This is a genomic window from Streptomyces hyaluromycini, assembly GCF_002217755.1.
Taxonomy (GTDB): Bacteria; Actinomycetota; Actinomycetes; order Streptomycetales; family Streptomycetaceae; genus Streptomyces; species Streptomyces hyaluromycini.
This window is the reverse complement of sequence record NZ_BCFL01000023.1, coordinates 31,330-46,591: the sequence shown is the minus strand read 5'-3', so window position 1 is coordinate 46,591 and position 15,262 is coordinate 31,330. Positions and strand designations below refer to the sequence as shown.

The following is a 15,262-nucleotide window of genomic DNA, read 5'->3' as shown; positions in this document are numbered from 1 at the left end:
ATGCAGACCGATGTGCTGGAGCAGCGGATCCGTACGTTCATGCAGGAGGAACTCCTGGTGACGTTTGACGACACGGTCACCGCTGACACGGACCTGTTCAAGGCCGGCGTCGTCGAGTCACGTGACTACCTCAGGATCGTCAAGTTCCTGCAGGAGGACCTCAGGGTGGCGATGACAGACGAGGACCTGTTCATGAACGTACTCGTCTCGCTCTCCGGGATCGTTGACTTCGTCCGGAAGAAGCAGGCCGGCGTATGACTGACATGAAAGGCGTGAACGAGAACAACGGCATTGCCATTGTCGGGGTCGGTCTCCGGTTTCCCGGGGCCGAGTCCCTGACCGGATTCTGGAGTCAGTTGGCGGACGAACGGTGCGTGGTCGGCGATCTGCCCGCCGTCCGCAGAGACAGCGACGAGTCGTTCTCGGCCCCCGGTGGTGAGGCGAACCGTGTCAGAGGGGGGTTCCTGGCGGACGCGGACGCGTTCGACGCCTCCTTCTTCGGCATCTCGCCGAGAGAGGCCATGTACATGGACCCCCAGCAGCGCTTCGCCCTGGAGCTTGCCTGGAAGGCGGTCGAAGACGCCGGATACCAGGCCTCCGCGTTGCAGGGCTCCAGGACCGGGGTCTTCATGGGAGTCGCCAACACCGACTACACGGAGCTGCTGGAGAAACAGGGCGACGCGTTCGACGCCTGTGTGCCGACGGGCACGTCGTCGGCCATCATCGCGAACCGCGTCTCCTATTGGTTCGACTTCCGCGGTCCCAGCCTCACGGTCGACACAGCGTGCGCCAGTTCCCTGGTGGCTGTGCACCAGGCCGTGCGCGCACTTGAGCGCGGCGACTGCGACCAGGCCCTGGCGGGCGGTGTGAACCTGTGCTGGTCCGGACGGCGGTTCACGGCACTCAGGCGCAACGGCATGCTGTCCGAGAACGGCCTCTGCAAAGCGTTCGACGCGTCGGCCGACGGATATGTGCGTGCCGAGGGCGGCGCCGTCATCATGCTGAAACCGCTGGCCACCGCCCTCGCGGCCGGCGATGCCATCCACGCCGTCATCAAGGGAATCGGCACCAATCACGGTGGGCGGACCAACTCCCTGACGATCACCAACCCGCAGGCCCACGCGGATCTGATCTGCTCGGTCTACGCCGAGGCCGATGTCGCGGCGAGTTCGATCAGTTACATCGAGACCCACGGCCCCGGCACACCCTTGGGCGACCCCATCGAGATCCACGGCCTCAAGACCGCGTTCAGCCGCCTGACGGAGCATGAGGAGGTGCCGGCAAAGCCCTCCTCATGCGGACTGGGCTCGGTCAAGACCAACCTCGGACACCTGGAGTCCGCCGCCGGGATCGCCGGCATGCTGAAGGTCATCGCGGCGATGAGGCACCGGACGCTGCCGGCCACACTCCACTTCGACCAGCTCAACCCACTGATAAGGCTGGACGACAGCCCGTTCTACATCGTAGAGCGCACCCAGCCGTGGCAGCCCGGCAAGGGAGGTGACGGCGAACCGCACCCGCTGCGGGCGGGAGTCAGCTCATTCGGCTTCGGCGGCAGCAACGCCCATGTGCTGTTGGAGGCGTACGAACCGCAGGCGTACCAAGCGCAGGCTGGCAAGGGGGAGCAGGCCGACTACGCAGAGCCGGCAACGGACGCGGCGTTGGACGAAGCCGCCGACGTACTCCGCCTGGTACCGCTGTCGGCGAAGGACAGCGAGCAACTGCGCCTGATGGCCCGGAATTTGCTCGACGACCTGCGCGGCTCCGAAGAGGGAGGGCGAGCGTCGGCCAGCCAGGACCGAACGGGGCCCGGCGGGCTCCGGGACATCGCGTACACCCTGCAGGTCGGACGCGAGGCGATGACCCACCGCGCGGTCTTTCTCGCGGCCGGTCACTCCGATCTGGTGGCGCAGCTGGACGCGTTCGCGCATGACCGGCAGGCCCCCGACGTCCGGCTGGGAGTGGTCGGGCAGGACCAGCGGCTGAGTCTCCTCGCCGGGGACGAGGACGCCACTGCGATGTTCCGGTCCTGGATCGAGAAGAGGAAGCTGGCCAAGGTCGCCGAGCTGTGGACGCTGGGCTGTGACATCGACTGGAATCTGCTCTACGTCGACGAGACACCGCGGCGGTTGCACCTCCCGACGTATCCCTTCATGCGGCGGAAATACTGGATTCCGGGCTCATCCGTCGAAGGCGAGCGGACTCTGCCGTCTTCGGACACATCCACCGCGAGCAGCGAGCGCCCGGAACCCCGTCCGAGTAAGACTGTGGTGGCCGGTATTCCCGCGACGGTCGGAACCGCCCTGCAGTCTCCGGCGGCCGTGGTGTCTGCTCCGAAGCGCGGGTTCATCGCGGAAAAACCGCGAGCCATCCCACTGCGGGAGCTGTCGGAGGCCGGCCTCGACGGGGCGAAGGACCAGTCGCGGGACGTTTCACGCCTGACACCGGGCGAGACACCGGCTGCGGTGCCGACGAGCTGGCGCATACGCAAAGTGGCACCGGCACCGGATCGGGCAGACCGGGCAGAGCTGGAGCGGCAGTTGGTGCAGAGCCTGGCTGAGGTGCTGTACCTGGAGCCCGCAGAGGTCGACGTCGACCAGAGGTTCATCGACATCGGACTGGATTCCGTCATCGCCGTGGAATGGATCCGCGCGGTCAACGACCGTTTCGGTGCCGACCTGTCGGCGAGCCATGTCTATGACTTCCCGTCGGTGCGCGCTCTGGCCGGCGAGCTGGTCGGGGTGCGCGATTCATTGACCGGGGCCGTCGAGGCGCCCGAGGCGGTCCCGGGCCCTGCCGACGAAGCGGTCCTGGACACAACGGTCCGTCATACGGCGCCGGACACGGCATCGTTGGAGACCGCACTCACGGAAAGCCTCGCCGAGGCACTCTTCATGGCGAAGGCGGATGTCGCGGTCGACGGCAAGTTCGTGGACATCGGCCTCGACTCGATCATCGCCGTCGAGTGGATGAACACGGTCAACACACGCTACGGAACGAGTCTGCCGGTGGCAGCCGTCTACGAGTACCCCACCATCCGGGAATTCGCTGTCCACTTGGCTCAACGGAGCAACGGCCGAAAGCCAGGCGCCGCGGAATCCTCCGATTTCGACATCGATCACGTGCTTCGTCAGGTACAGAGCGGAAGCCTGGATCTCGAACAAGCCGAACGGATGTTGCAACTGTGACCGGGCACGCGGTGAACCAGTACGAAGAGACGGTGAAACACATGTCATCCGCTACGACCGGCCAGAACGCGTGGATACGGCGTTTTCATCCGGCACCCGAAGCCTACACACGCCTGGTCTGCCTGCCACATGCCGGCGGATCCGCCAACTACTACTTCCCGGTCTCGGCGGAACTCTCTCCTTCGGTGGAGGTGCTCGCCATCCAGTATCCGGGCAGGGGAGACCGCCTCCGGGAGAGCGGCATAGACACCTTGGAAACGCTCGCCGACTGCATCGTCGATGCGCTGGAACCGTGGCGGGACCTTCCCCTGGCGCTGTTCGGTCACAGCATGGGGGCAACCCTGGCATTCGAGGTCGCCAGGCGACTGGAAGACGATGGGGTCCCTCTTCTCGCGCTCTTTGCCTCCGGACGCCGCGCCCCCTCGCGACACCGCCCGGGCACGGTGCACCGCTACAGCGACGACGAGTTGATGGCGGAGCTCAGAAGGCTGAACGGAACGGATTCCCGACTGCTGGAGGACAACTCGGTACTGCGCTTGTTCCTGCCCGCGATCCGCAGCGACTACAAGGCAATCGAGACCTACGCGCATCGGCCTGGTTCGGTGGTCAGATGCCCGATCCACGCGCTCTTCGGCGACCGTGACACGGGCGCCACCCTCGACGAAGTGCGGGCCTGGCGCACTCATACCACGAGCGACTTCGAACTGACGGAGTTTCCCGGCGGGCATTTTTACCTCAACGAACAGGCACCTGCGGTCATCGAGATCGTGTCGAAGTATCTCGTGAGGCTGTGAAGCGACAGGAAGGGGAGCTGATGAGGTCCGTAGCGACAGCCCGGATGGCTCCGGCGCGGCAACTGCCGCTAGACTTGCGGCCGGTCGCGACTGGCGTAGGTGGAGCACCACCGGGGAGCGACCGAGACGAGATTCGGTGTGAGCGTCGACCGCCTGGGCGCCTCTGTCAGCGATGTTCTGCTGTGGAGGCTATCGTATGAAATTGCGTTATGGGATCAACCCGCAACAGTCGGTGGCGCAAGCAACTCCCCTGGCGCCGGACAGCCCGCCGATCAGGCTGCTGCACGGAGAACCTTCCTTCATCAATGTGCTGGACGCGCTGAATGCCTGGCAGCTCGTGCACGAGGCGGGCCAGGTGCTCGGCAAGCCTGCTGCCGCGTCCTTCAAGCACGTTTCGCCCGCAGGAGCGGCCGTGTCCGGGCCGATCGACGAAGTCATCGCTGGCCTGTACGGGATCACCGACGGCGTCGGCGGTGTGACCAGCGCCTATCTTCGCGCGCGAGACGCCGACCCGAAGTCGTCCTACGGCGACTTCGCGGCTGTTTCGCATCCGGTCGACGCCGAGCTCGCCGAGCTGCTGGCGGGCGTGGTGTGTGACGGCATCGTCGCTCCCGGCTACGAACCTGGCACGGTGGAGCGGCTCAGCAAGAAGAAGAAGGGCCGCTTCCTGGTGATGGAGGCGAACGAGTCCTTCGTGCCCCCGCGACAGGAGGCGCGGGAAGTGTTCGGTATGCGCCTGGAGCAGGACCGGGATCAGGTTCGCCTGTCCACGGATCTGCTCGCCCCCGTCGTGGGCGGTCCGCTTCCCGCGCAGGCCACGGAGGACCTGCTGTTGGGGCTGGCGGTGCTGCGATACACCCAGTCCAATTCAGTGTGTTACGTGCGTGACGGTATGACGCTGGGAGTCGGGGCGGGTCAGCAGTCCCGGGTCGACTGCACTCGGCTGGCCGGCGCCAAGGTGGACACGTGGTGGCTGCGGCGGCATCCGGCCGTACGGTCCCTGACGTTCCGGCCGGGTGTCCGGCGCCAGGACCAGATCAACTGGCAGATCCGCTTCATCGAGGGAGACCTGACGCCGGACGAGAACAAGCGGCTGGAGCAGGCACTGTCCGCACCGGCGGGAGAGCTGACCGCCGATCAGCGGGCGCAGTGGAAGCAGCGCCTCTCCGGTGTGGCCTTCGCATCGGACGGAGCTCTCCCTTTCCGCGACAACGTCGACCACGCCTATCGCCACGGCGTGGCGTACGTCGCTGAACCTGGAGGGTCGATCAGGTCCGGAGACGTCGAGGACGCCTGCCGCGAGCACCAGATCGTTCTGACCCGCACCGGACTGAGGCTGTTCCATCACTAGGAGATTCCCAGAACCTCCGGGGAACATCTTGTCGGCCGAGTACTGCGGCGCACTGAAAAGTGGTGCACAGAATTTGGCCGGCAATGCCGGTCCACTGTGTCCGAAAGTCATTGCGGGGAGCCTGTAGACAGGAATTGGACTTCGGTTAGACTGGTCCGGTCGCTGATTCAATCGCTGACCATCTGTGTGCATGTTCCGCACTATTCGAGCTCCAGATGAAAAAGCTTTCCTTGGCTGCTGGTACGACGATGGCGCCATTTGCTGGATATTGCGAATCCGATCCTGAGGCACAGCCAACTGTGAGGATGATCATGACTGACGCGAAGGCCAGCCAGATAACCGCCGAACCGCCGGCGTTTCCCATGAGCAGGCGCTGCCCGTTCGAGCCTCCGGAGCAGTATGCCGAACTGCGCAAAGAGCAGCCGATCGCCCGTGTCACCCTCCCGACCGGGCAATTGGCCTGGCTCGTCACACGCTATGAGTACGTGCGCGAGCTGCTCATGGATCCCAGGATGAGTTCGAACCGGGATCACAAGGGCACGCCGGTCATGTTTCCGATACCCGAGCGTACGAGGCGGGTATTCGATGTCTACGGAAAATCCCTTATCGGACTGGATCCGCCCGAGCACACGCGACGCCGCAAGATGCTCACTTCCGAGTTCACCCTTCAGCGAGTGCGCTCGATGCGCCCACGCATCCAGCAGATAGTGGACGAGTGTATCGACGGCCTTCTGGCTGGCTCCCGCCCTGTCGATCTGGTCCAGGCGCTGTCGCTGCCGGTGCCCTCCAGGGTCATCTGCGAGTTGCTCGGTGTGCCCTATGCCGACCGTGAGTTCTTCCAGGGATGTACCGCGATGATGGTCAGTCGGGCAACGGCTCCGAGTGATCGGCACCGGGCTTCGGAGCAGCTGAGGAAATATCTCGACGAGTTGGTCACCGCCAAGGAGAAAGCGCCGGGTGACGATCTCTTCGGTCGCCTGATAGCCCGAAACGAGCAGGAGAGGGTCTTCACGCATGAGACCCTCATAGGTCTGGCCTTTCTGCTCCTGATGGGTGGGTACGAGACCACGGCCAGCATGATTTCACTCAGCGTGGCGTGGCTGTTGGAGCACCCTCAGCAGCTCGAAGTGATCAGGGCCGACCCCACGGCGACCAACGCCGCACTCGAGGAGCTGCTGCGGTACTTCAGCGTCTTCGACATCATGCCCCGGGTGGCGCTGGCCGACATCGAGATCGGCGGTTGCGTGATCCGTGCCGGCGAGGGTGTGGTGCTCGGGTTCGGCGCGGCCAACCGCGACGACGAAGTATTTGAGAACCCCGACGTGATGAATCTGCGTCGTGGTGACCGGAACCACGTCGCGCTCGGTTATGGAGTCCACCAGTGCCTCGGGCAAAATCTCGCCCGGGCGGAGTTGGAGATCGTGCTTAACACTCTCTTCGCCCGGATTCCTGACCTGCGGCTCACGGTCCCGGTCTCAGAACTGTCCTTCAAGAAGGATGCAGGGATCTACGGAATTAACGAAATTCCGGTGAGCTGGTAGCAAGGCGTCACCTTGAGGTCGCGTCCCGGTGTGGTGTAGCAGCGATCGCGGCACATGAGTAGCTGACGCAATTGTCAGATAGGCGACGCGGCGCGGTAGGTGCTACTACTTGAGAGTGCGTCAAACCCCTCCAGTCGGGGGCCTGAATCTGGATTACGGCCTGCTTTTTCGCTGTAATCGCGTCTACAATACTCGACGGTCAGTGACCCCATTCCTCTCGCATTCTTCTGCGTCGCCCACATCCTGCTGTTCCTACCTGGGAGGTACAGATGCTCGAAATCATTGGTGCTGGATTCGGCCGCACGGGAACACTTTCCCTCAAAGCTGCACTTGAACGTCTCGGCTATGGCCCTTGTCATCACATGCAGGAGGTATTCAGTCATCAAGAGACCATCTCGCACTGGGAGCGCGCTGCCCGGGGGGAGAGCGTCGATTGGCAGGAGATCTACAGCCAGTACAAGTCTACGGTGGATTGGCCGGGATCTCGGTTCTGGCGGGAGCTCGCCGACTTCTACCCGTCGGCAAGGGTCATCCTGACCACTCGTGACCCGCAGCGCTGGTACGAAAGTGCTTTCAATAGCATCTACCAGGGCGTGTTGGCTCAGCCGCCTCGGAAGGTCCAGGAAGATGCTCGGCTCACGCGGATCAAGAACTTGACGAAATCGGTCGTCTGGGACGGAATCTTCGATGGTCGGTTCGCCGACGAAGGGCACGCCAAGAAGATCTTCACCCAGCACAATGACGAGGTGTGCCGGGAGATACCGGTCAGCCGACTGCTTGTCTTCGACATCAGCCAGGGATGGGGCCCGTTGTGTGATTTCCTCGGCGTTCCCGTCCCCGCTGAACCCTTTCCTCAGCTGAATGACCGAAAGGCATTTTCCACTGGTTCCGGCAGCGGTCTCGGCGGACCGAGAGAGGTAAATCGGGATCGAGGCGCCGAAAATCGCTGACTCCATGGCGGGGTGCCGAAGAGGATTGGTGAGATCCGGCGGAGACCGGTAATTCCATGAATGCATGGCAACCCGCCGTGGTACTTCATTCTCCCGGTGAGCCAAGCGAAGGAGACGGAGGTCGATCTTCGTGCCCCTTTCCGCGGACCATTTCTTTCGTGTAGAGAAGGGCCACGCTCAGCCCGAGGAGCTTGCGGCGATCACCACAGTGCTGGTTGCTCGTATAGCCCGAGAGTTCGTACGAGCCCCGGCCAAGCCTCTGTCCACCCAGGCCGGCTGGCGCCGCCTGGACCGCAACCTGGGCTTCTGCGCCCCGCACAGCTGGCAGAATTGATGTGCTGTGGGGCTTTTTCTTCGCGGACGTCGGGGTGTCTTCCGGACGTCCGGGCCCCTGCGCCCACGGTGCGCCCTCGCTCGCCGCCTTGCCCGATCGAGCTCCGCGGTCGTGCCTGGGCGCCGGCTCAGGGCTTTGGACGGGGAAGACCGCTCCGCCTGCCACCGCCACTGGAGTCGCCGGGCGAACCGCTACTTCCGAGGCCGTTGCCGCAGAGGGGGATGCGGCGACGGCCGGGGAGGTTGCCTGGACCGCGTGCGGCTTGCTGTGCCCAGTGGTCTGAGGCGTGGGTGTCACAGACTGCCCGGTGATGGCCGGGTTCTGCTCGGACGCGGCACCAGCCGCTTCAGCCGGCTGGCCCGTGGCTGCTTCCCGGGCGGCTGAACTCGGGAGATTTGCAGGAGCCGAGTACGCGGCGAACGTCGGAGCACCCGTCTCCAGCGCGACGGTGGAGTCTGCCGAGAGCGTGATCTCGTCTGCCTGGGCTGCTCCTTCAGCGGCGGTCTGTTCGGCGGCGTACTGCTCGGGGGCGAGTTCGGCGGCCGGAGGAGGGGGCGGTGGGGCCGTCTTCTTGGCCCCGCCCAGACGCGGCCGCCGTTGCGGCGGGCGGGCGGCTTCATTCGCTCGGTCATGCCTGGGTCAGCTCCTTCATGAGTTCGGCGTACTCGCTCAGTTCGGTCGGGATCTCGCCGAAGGCCTCCATGTAATGGACCCAGGAATGGATGGTGGGCTCGGCGAGCGGGAACGCCTCGTCCGGTCCGGGCCGATGCCCTCGCCCTGGTCCGGTTCGAGGAGCTGGTCCTATGCCCGACTGGACAGGCTGGTGCGGTCGTCGGCTTTGACCGTGACCACGTGGGCGGTGACGAGCTTGCGGCGTTCGATCTTGGTGGGGGCAACCGGGACGAGCAGCAGGTTCGCTTCGGTGACAGCTTCGTGGAAGATGCGGGCGCTGCCGCCGGCGTCGACCACGATGGCGCCGAACTCGGCGCGCTTGGTGCGGATGTACTCGGCGATGTCGTCCAAGGGGTAGCGCTCGATGACCGGGTTGGCGGGGGATCTCATAGCCGGCGGCCTGGGCGACCTTGAACCAGTCGTAGGCGGACTGGCTGGTTGCGTCGGCGTCCAGCAGGAGGGTGGGCAGGCCGAGGACGACGGCGTAGTAGAGGGCGATGAACCAGGCGCTGGTGGTCTTGCCGGTGCCGCCCTTGAGCATGCCGACGACGATGACGAAGGCGTCCCAGGCGCTCACGGTGGCTCTTCGGCGGTCTGCCGCTCACTGGCGTGGTGCACAGGACCACCCGCGACCTCCGCGAAGTTCAGATGCGCCCGCAGAACCCGCAACGCGGTCCTGCCCCGCTCCCCGGGCCAGGGCGTGGTCTCGACGCGGTCACGCAGCCCGGTGAGCACTTCGTACGCGTCGTGTCGCGAGTCCAGCTTCAAGGTGGTGCCGACGGTGGCGGAGGCGCTGGCCCAGACCCGGCGGATGTAGTCCACGGCGCGTGACTGCCCGGAGCGCAGCGCGATGGTGCGGGTGTGCAGTCCGCCTCGTGCTCGGGGTGCAGCAGGAGCTGCGTGAGCTGGTCGAGGCTGCCACCGGCGCGGGCGACGTGGCAGGCGATGGCCGCGGTGATCCGGTGCCCGTGCTCGGCCGCGCCCTGGCGGTCCCCGCGCAGGACCAGGGTCCGCCCGTCGGAGGCGAGTCGGCTGTAACTGCCGGTGGCGTAACGGCCGGTGAGGTCGCCGAGCAGGACAAGATCGGCTGCTGCTGGGGGGAGGTGGTAGAGGCCTGATGGGCTGGATGGGCGAAGTGACGTTTGCTGGAGGTTCGTTTGGTGGGTGCTGTGTGGCACGGTGGGGTCGTCTCGCAAGGACGTGGACGCCACCCAGGCCCGCTGAACCGCGGGTGGTGTCCGGACCGACCTCCGATCGGTGCCAGGCGAAGCCTCCAGGATTGCCGTCCTGGAGGCTTCGTGATGCCTGGCCCCGGATCAGAGACAGGCGTCCCCACCGCAGCTCGACCGGAGACGAGCCGGAGCCGGGCCAGAGTCGCCACCGTGATTCACGCCGTCCAACTTGGTTCGCTCAAAAGGCAGTTGGAGGGGTGGATGCCCCTGACTGCCTCCGAGCGACTTGGGTCGAACCGGGGTCGAATCAGAGTGATTTCCTCTGACTGCCTCCGCTCGCCTCTGCAACCCGTCCTAGCAGGTCACCGCCTCATCGCCCCCGCACAAGCGCAGGTCAGAAAGATGCGCCTCCGGGGGTGCGCAAAAAGGCTTCCGTGACACGGAAGACCAGCCGGAAAGTGCCTGGTGAGGGCTGTGATGCGGGGCGTGGTGTCGATGCTTACCGGCAAGGGGAGGGCCCGTCGCACTGCGCGGGTCGAGGGCCGGTGAGTCACGACGCTTCGGGCCGCAGGTATTCAGCAGATAGTCGTGTAGTCACCTTAAGTGAAGCTCAGGGGTGTGCATGGTGCGTGTGCGCGCCGATGTGTGCTGGGCGCGCGCCGGGTGATGGACCTGGTGTGATGCAGAACACGCCGAGGATACGTAGAGCTGTTCGCATCGCCCCTCGGACGAGTTGGGCCTGGTCAGGGCACTACTGAGGGTGACTAGCAGTGCTTGTTGAAGGTTGCAGCATGCTGCCGTGCGCGGGCGGTCGGTGATTTTTTCTGTGCGCCGTGAGTGATCGGCCGCGTGAATCACTTAGGTGGGTCTCAGGCCCAACGGGCCGTCGGCGCGCAGGAGTTGGCGCCGGTCCCAGCCGACCCTTGTTGGAGAGGAAGAGCCTGCCCATGTGCCGTGCCGCCGGGAGGCCTGTGTGAGTAACGACGACGCCCCACAGGGCGCCCCTGCCCCAGACCAGGGTGCGGGGCTGGGGCAGGACATGTACCTGTCGCTGGACCTGCCGCTGGACTTCGAGGCTTTCTACCTGGGACACCAGGAGCCGTTCCACGCCTACGCGGAGGTCCACTTCGGGACCCGAGAGGTGGCCGAAGAGGTCGTCCACGAGGTGTTCCTCCAGATCCACGCGGGCTGGACACAGCTGCTCAGCTCGGGCTCCCTGGAGCAGGGCGCCTGGGCGATCGTGCGGCGGGCCGTCCACGACCGCCTCGACCGCGAGGGCCGGGCCCCGGCGTTCGTCATCAACGGGCCCATCGCCCAGGCGCTGGCCCCGGCGCTCGCCACGGCCCGGGACAAGCTGCAGAAGATGGAGTCGACCAGCGGCCTGTACGAGGCGATCGCGGAACTGCCCAACCGTCAGTTCGAGGTGATCGTGCTGCGCTACATCCTCGGCTACCCCACCGCCAAGGTCGCCTGGTACGTCGGCATCGACGAGCGCACCGTCGGCCACCACCTGCGCCGCGGCAAGGAACGCCTGCGCCTCAAGCTCGGCCTGCCCGACGACCGCAAGAAGCGCCCGCAGAATGGGGAACAGCCGTGACCACCACACTCGATGCCCTGCTGAACGAGGTCCGGCTGCCCGTCACAGCCCCGCGCCGGTTCGACGTCGCCGCGGGCCTGCGCCGGCTCGCCGCCGACGCCCGCCGCCGCACCCCGACCACGGACATCGCCCGCGCCGCACAGGCCGGCCAGCGGTTGGGCGTGGTGTGCCGGTGGGTGCTCAACGAACCGGCCGTCGCCGACCACGTCGCCAAAATCGCAGAAGGCCCCGACCAGGGACCTCTGACGGAGGAACACCTCGACGTCGACGGCGCCCTCGCCTTCGCCTGCCTGCTCTACCTCACCCGCCACCCCGAGTCCGCCCAGTTCTGGTGGCAGCTCGCCGCCGGCGCCGGCAGCCGTGCCGCCGCCTACTGCCTCCACCTGCACCACCTGGCCCTCGGCGAATCCAAACGGGCCCGGCACTGGTTCCATCAGCTCACCCACTCCATGGCCGACACCGCACCGCCCGACGCCGCGTTCCTCGAAGGCCTGGAACTCTTCGCCCGCTACGTCCGCACCAACGGCTCCACCGCCCTGGCCCCCACCGGCCGCCTGGAGCACGAGGTCGACCGGCTCGCCGCCCGCGCACCCGGCCGCTTCGTCATCGTCGCCCGGCCCGACCGGCAACTGGTCGACCAGCTGCAGGAATTCGCCGCCGGGCGCTGAATCCGCCCGGTTGGGTGATGTGGATCACGTCTGCCCTGAAGATTCTTTGCCGGTGCGGCCTTCTGCCGGGCCCAGGAACAGAGGCTCACACTCGATCAGCGAGAGGAATCGTCCTGTGATCTTCAATCCGACGGATGCCCCGGTCGGTGTGCCGGGCCTGGACTACGTCGAGTGGACGGATCCGGCTTCCCGTTTCACCGTCAGGATCCCCATCAGGGCGGTGGGCATGTCTCCGCGGCGGGACACCCTGACGCCCGCGGATCTGGCTCATATCCGGTACGGGGTAGCCAACGTGTACCGCGAGACCTTTTGGGCGGATCTGGCCATCGGGATCCCGGCAGCCAAGACCGCAGCGGCGAGGAGGACAGAACCCGCCGACTCCCCGAACCGCCCCCTCCGAGGCCTCGGCGAGGCTTGAGCGGCAATCGGCCGTGATCCGGGGAGTTCACTGCGGGCTGCCGTACAGGCCCCGCAGCGCAAGACCGGAAGAAGAGCAGGGGAGTCCCGTTCCGGCCACCGGCTTCCGAGGCCACCGACCGGGCGGACTCCCCACCATGACGACGTACGAAAGAGAAGCCTTCCATGCGCCCCAGCTCCCAGCCATCCTCGCCGGGCAAGAACCAGCGCACCGCCCCAGCCCGCATCCTGCGCGGCACCCGCCGTACCGAATCCGACATCATCGGGCTGGTGGTCTTCCTGCCCTGCCCCAACCCCTGCTGTGATCCGCGCCTGCCGATCGCGCCTTCCAGCGCTGTCCGAGGGGCGAGCGATGCGGACGCACTCCGACAGGCCGCCCGGCCGAGCAGTGTCAAGGCGATGCGACTTCCTCGGCCGTGACTGGTGGACGTGGCTGCAGGATCCTTCCGGCGGCCACGTCCGCTCCTGCGACCGGCGAGCAACCTTCACACCGCCATGCCTCGGCATCCGCGAGATGCAGCGCAAGCAGTTCGTCGCCGGGGCGACCCAACGGGCCGAGCGGCTGCGCGGCTCCCCCCTGCGGCGCGCTGCCCGGCCTGGTCCGCAAGGTCCGCGACACCCGCATCGGCGTCCAGGACGTCGCCGGTCGGCCAAGCCCTTGGGCGGGCGAGCTCGTTGGCGATCGCTCAATCAAGACGGAGATCCACAGGGATGGTCAGCACCCCGACCATTCCCGGCGACGTCACCGGCTCACTGAATCTATTACGCGCAGGGCTTATTGGTGCCGGCGCCGGAAAGGTAGGCGTCGGAGATCCAGCCGAAATACTGTGCATAGTGCACGGCGGACCATGTCGTGTAACCGTTGACCGACTGGCCGATGCGGTAGCAGTTGAGGTCGACCCAAGCGCTCCAGGGGACTCGGACGATGAGCGAGCAGTTGCTGCCGGGGCCGGTCCGCAATGCGACTCCGGTGGGGTAGGCTGGATCCCGGTTGATTACCTGCGCAGTGCCCGTGTCCTTGTCGGGCGCGGTCGGCCCGCAGGCGACTGCTGCAGCAGCCGGCGAGGCGGTGGCGACGGATATGCCACCGGCGGCCAGCGCGATGGCTGCGAGTCCGGCGCCGAATTTGTGTCGACGGTTCATACAGGTCCTTTGCGCGAGCGGAATTTTTGCGCCGTCGATCGGGATGACCGCCGGGAAGGTTCCTCTACGGTGTGTCACAGACCTTGTGGAAACCTTGCGCACGAGCCCTCCAACAGATCAACGACGTCACCACTGACGGCCTTGACCTGCGCGGTTCGCCGATGAGCTCCGCCGAGCAGCGCACCGCTGCCCAGCCCGACCAGACCCTGCCCGCCTGAGTCGCCGTGTACCTGCGCAGCGACTCCTCCCCGGGTGCGACCGACGCCCATCCCTCGGGGGTGCGGGAGAATGGGCTCTGGTCCCCTTCTCGTGGTCACGTACGCAGCGTCACTGTCGATGTTCGTGTGACGGCGGCTGTTGGTGACCGTCAGGCAGGATCCAGGCCCAGCTTGTTCCGGCATGAGTCGACGGCCCGGGTGACCCAGTCAGTCACGGCGTCGCGATCTGGCGCGATCGCGTGAAGCTCGCGTGCCTTGTCGTGGGCTGGGACCGTCCACGGGGCCGGCGGGTTCTCTCGAAGGACTCGCTCGAAGTGTTCGCGGGCCGTGTCCGGGTCTCCGACCAGAGCGGCTGCGATCCCGGCGTCGAAGCTGTCCCAGAGGAATCCCCGTCGCACCGGCCTGGAAGTCAGGTACCGGGCTACGTTCGGCAGATATCAGAGCCGCGATGGTCGACGCCAGTCCCGGTGCCGACATCGGGTTGTGGTCGGCCGAGCGGCCTGAGCTCCTTCGGACCGGATCCGCGTGCGGCTTCGTCACATGTCTGGGTACCCGTACCGCAGGACCCAGGAAGGAATCTGCCCCATCGTGTCCGTGAATCGACGTGTCGTCTTCGTGTCCGGTGCCCCGGGCGCCGGAAAGACCACGCTGGGCCGTCCGCTCGCCGAGCACCTCGGCTTCGCCTTCTTGTCCAAGGATCAGATCAAGGAGACACTGCACGACTCCTTCCAGCCGCCCGAGGGTGACCTGGACTGGTCGCGTCGGCTGGGACGAGCCGCGATGGACCTGCTCTTCACCTTGGCCGGCGAATGCCCGGCGGCGGTCCTGGAGTCGAACTTCGTTCCGAGTGACGAGTCCGTCCGCGCCCGCCTGGCGGAGCTGGCCGAGAACCCGATCGAGCTCTGCTGCCACTGCCCGCCTGCGGAGGCCGCCCGCCGCTTCGCCGCGCGTGCCTCCATGGCACACCCCGCACACGTCTGGCGCGAACTGCCCCCGACGTGCTGGCCCGATACGACCGCCCGGTGGGCATCGGTCCCGTCCTCACCGTCGACACCACGCGCCCCGTCGACATTCCGCAGCTGGTGACGGACACGCTGAAGCTGCTGGATCCGATTGCCTGAGCGTCCGTCGCCGGTCATGTGCCGGACCGGGCCGCTTCGGGACGAACCTGTCGGACCACGTCTTCCTGGAGGTCTGAACAACAGATGCGGTCGCGC

The 15,262-nt window shown here is 66.3% G+C and carries 14 protein-coding genes and 1 riboswitch; of the genes, 11 read left to right on the top strand and 3 right to left on the bottom strand.

Annotated features, from left to right (window positions below; genetic code table 11):
* The 7 genes from SSP29_RS29320 to SSP29_RS29290 all read left to right on the top strand — a co-directional run bounded on the left by SSP29_RS29320 (position 1) and on the right by SSP29_RS29290 (position 8,158).
* On the top strand, positions 1-258 hold the full coding sequence (locus tag SSP29_RS29320) for an acyl carrier protein (protein ID WP_089103850.1): 258 nt from the start codon (positions 1-3) through the stop codon (positions 256-258).
* Positions 255-3,188 (top strand): type I polyketide synthase, encoded by a 2,934-nt coding sequence (locus tag SSP29_RS29315; RefSeq protein WP_089103849.1) that lies wholly within the window; start codon positions 255-257, stop codon positions 3,186-3,188. The genes SSP29_RS29320 and SSP29_RS29315 overlap by 4 nt, the downstream gene beginning before the upstream one ends.
* 41 nt (positions 3,189-3,229) lie before the next feature.
* Positions 3,230-3,982: a thioesterase II family protein gene (locus SSP29_RS29310; RefSeq protein WP_089104119.1), complete on the top strand. Its 753-nt coding sequence runs from the start codon at positions 3,230-3,232 to the stop codon at positions 3,980-3,982.
* 76 nt (positions 3,983-4,058) lie between these two features.
* Positions 4,059-4,148: riboswitch (ZMP/ZTP riboswitch) on the top strand.
* 6 nt (positions 4,149-4,154) lie between these two features.
* Positions 4,155-5,333, top strand: coding sequence for a phosphoribosylaminoimidazolecarboxamide formyltransferase (locus SSP29_RS29305; protein WP_150135132.1), 1,179 nt, complete (start codon positions 4,155-4,157; stop codon positions 5,331-5,333).
* Positions 5,334-5,644: 311 nt separating this feature from the next.
* The gene (locus SSP29_RS29300) at positions 5,645-6,874 is read left to right on the top strand and encodes a cytochrome P450 (RefSeq protein ID WP_167450026.1); all 1,230 of its coding nucleotides are present in this window, start codon (positions 5,645-5,647) and stop codon (positions 6,872-6,874) included.
* A gap of 269 nt (positions 6,875-7,143) precedes the next feature.
* A complete protein-coding gene (locus SSP29_RS29295) occupies positions 7,144-7,824 on the top strand; it encodes a sulfotransferase family protein (RefSeq protein ID WP_150135130.1) in 681 nt (226 codons plus the stop codon).
* A 130-nt stretch (positions 7,825-7,954) separates the two neighbouring features.
* On the top strand, positions 7,955-8,158 hold the full coding sequence (locus SSP29_RS29290) for an acyl-CoA carboxylase subunit epsilon (RefSeq protein WP_089103847.1): 204 nt from the start codon (positions 7,955-7,957) through the stop codon (positions 8,156-8,158).
* Positions 8,159-8,959: 801 nt separating this feature from the next.
* Here the strand turns inward: SSP29_RS29290 and SSP29_RS60090 are convergent.
* Both SSP29_RS60090 and SSP29_RS60085 read right to left on the bottom strand, forming a co-directional pair.
* Positions 8,960-9,220: a hypothetical protein gene (locus tag SSP29_RS60090; RefSeq protein ID WP_150135129.1), complete on the bottom strand. Its 261-nt coding sequence runs from the start codon at positions 9,218-9,220 to the stop codon at positions 8,960-8,962.
* A gap of 183 nt (positions 9,221-9,403) precedes the next feature.
* Positions 9,404-9,652, bottom strand: a complete 249-nt coding sequence (locus SSP29_RS60085; RefSeq protein WP_150135128.1) for a hypothetical protein — start codon at positions 9,650-9,652, stop codon at positions 9,404-9,406.
* A 53-nt stretch (positions 9,653-9,705) separates the two neighbouring features.
* Between SSP29_RS60085 and SSP29_RS60080 the strand changes: the two genes are divergently transcribed.
* The 3 genes from SSP29_RS60080 to SSP29_RS29270 all read left to right on the top strand — a co-directional run bounded on the left by SSP29_RS60080 (position 9,706) and on the right by SSP29_RS29270 (position 12,267).
* Positions 9,706-9,948 carry a hypothetical protein gene (locus SSP29_RS60080; RefSeq protein ID WP_150135127.1) on the top strand — a complete coding sequence of 81 codons (243 nt, stop codon included), beginning with the start codon at positions 9,706-9,708 and terminating at the stop codon, positions 9,946-9,948.
* A 1,027-nt stretch (positions 9,949-10,975) separates the two neighbouring features.
* A complete protein-coding gene (locus tag SSP29_RS29275; protein ID WP_089103846.1) occupies positions 10,976-11,599 on the top strand; it encodes an RNA polymerase sigma factor in 624 nt (207 codons plus the stop codon).
* The gene (locus tag SSP29_RS29270; RefSeq protein WP_089103845.1) at positions 11,596-12,267 is read left to right on the top strand and encodes a hypothetical protein; all 672 of its coding nucleotides are present in this window, start codon (positions 11,596-11,598) and stop codon (positions 12,265-12,267) included. Before SSP29_RS29275 ends, SSP29_RS29270 begins: the two co-directional genes overlap by 4 nt.
* 1,179 nt (positions 12,268-13,446) lie before the next feature.
* On the opposite strand, the gene SSP29_RS52605 is transcribed toward SSP29_RS29270, so the two are convergent.
* The gene (locus SSP29_RS52605) at positions 13,447-13,929 is read right to left on the bottom strand and encodes an SH3 domain-containing protein (RefSeq protein ID WP_145968960.1); all 483 of its coding nucleotides are present in this window, start codon (positions 13,927-13,929) and stop codon (positions 13,447-13,449) included.
* A gap of 704 nt (positions 13,930-14,633) precedes the next feature.
* On the opposite strand from SSP29_RS52605, the gene SSP29_RS29255 reads away from it, so the two are divergent.
* Positions 14,634-15,131: a P-loop nucleotide/nucleoside kinase family protein gene (locus SSP29_RS29255; protein WP_218036926.1), complete on the top strand. Its 498-nt coding sequence runs from the start codon at positions 14,634-14,636 to the stop codon at positions 15,129-15,131.
* Positions 15,132-15,262 lie beyond the last annotated feature (131 nt).

Bases quoted from the DNA above. Each gene is read 5' to 3' on its own strand.
- SSP29_RS29315 (WP_089103849.1), top strand. From the start codon at position 255: ATGACTGACATGAAAGGCGTGAACGAGAACAACGGCATTGCCATTGTC.
- SSP29_RS60090 (WP_150135129.1), bottom strand. From the start codon at position 9,220: ATGAGATCCCCCGCCAACCCGGTCATCGAGCGCTACCCCTTGGACGAC.
- SSP29_RS29320 (WP_089103850.1), top strand. From the start codon at position 1: ATGCAGACCGATGTGCTGGAGCAGCGGATCCGTACGTTCATGCAGGAG.
- SSP29_RS29305 (WP_150135132.1), top strand. From the start codon at position 4,155: ATGTTCTGCTGTGGAGGCTATCGTATGAAATTGCGTTATGGGATCAAC.
- SSP29_RS29300 (WP_167450026.1), top strand. From the start codon at position 5,645: ATGACTGACGCGAAGGCCAGCCAGATAACCGCCGAACCGCCGGCGTTT.
- SSP29_RS29310 (WP_089104119.1), top strand. From the start codon at position 3,230: ATGTCATCCGCTACGACCGGCCAGAACGCGTGGATACGGCGTTTTCAT.
- SSP29_RS29295 (WP_150135130.1), top strand. From the start codon at position 7,144: ATGCTCGAAATCATTGGTGCTGGATTCGGCCGCACGGGAACACTTTCC.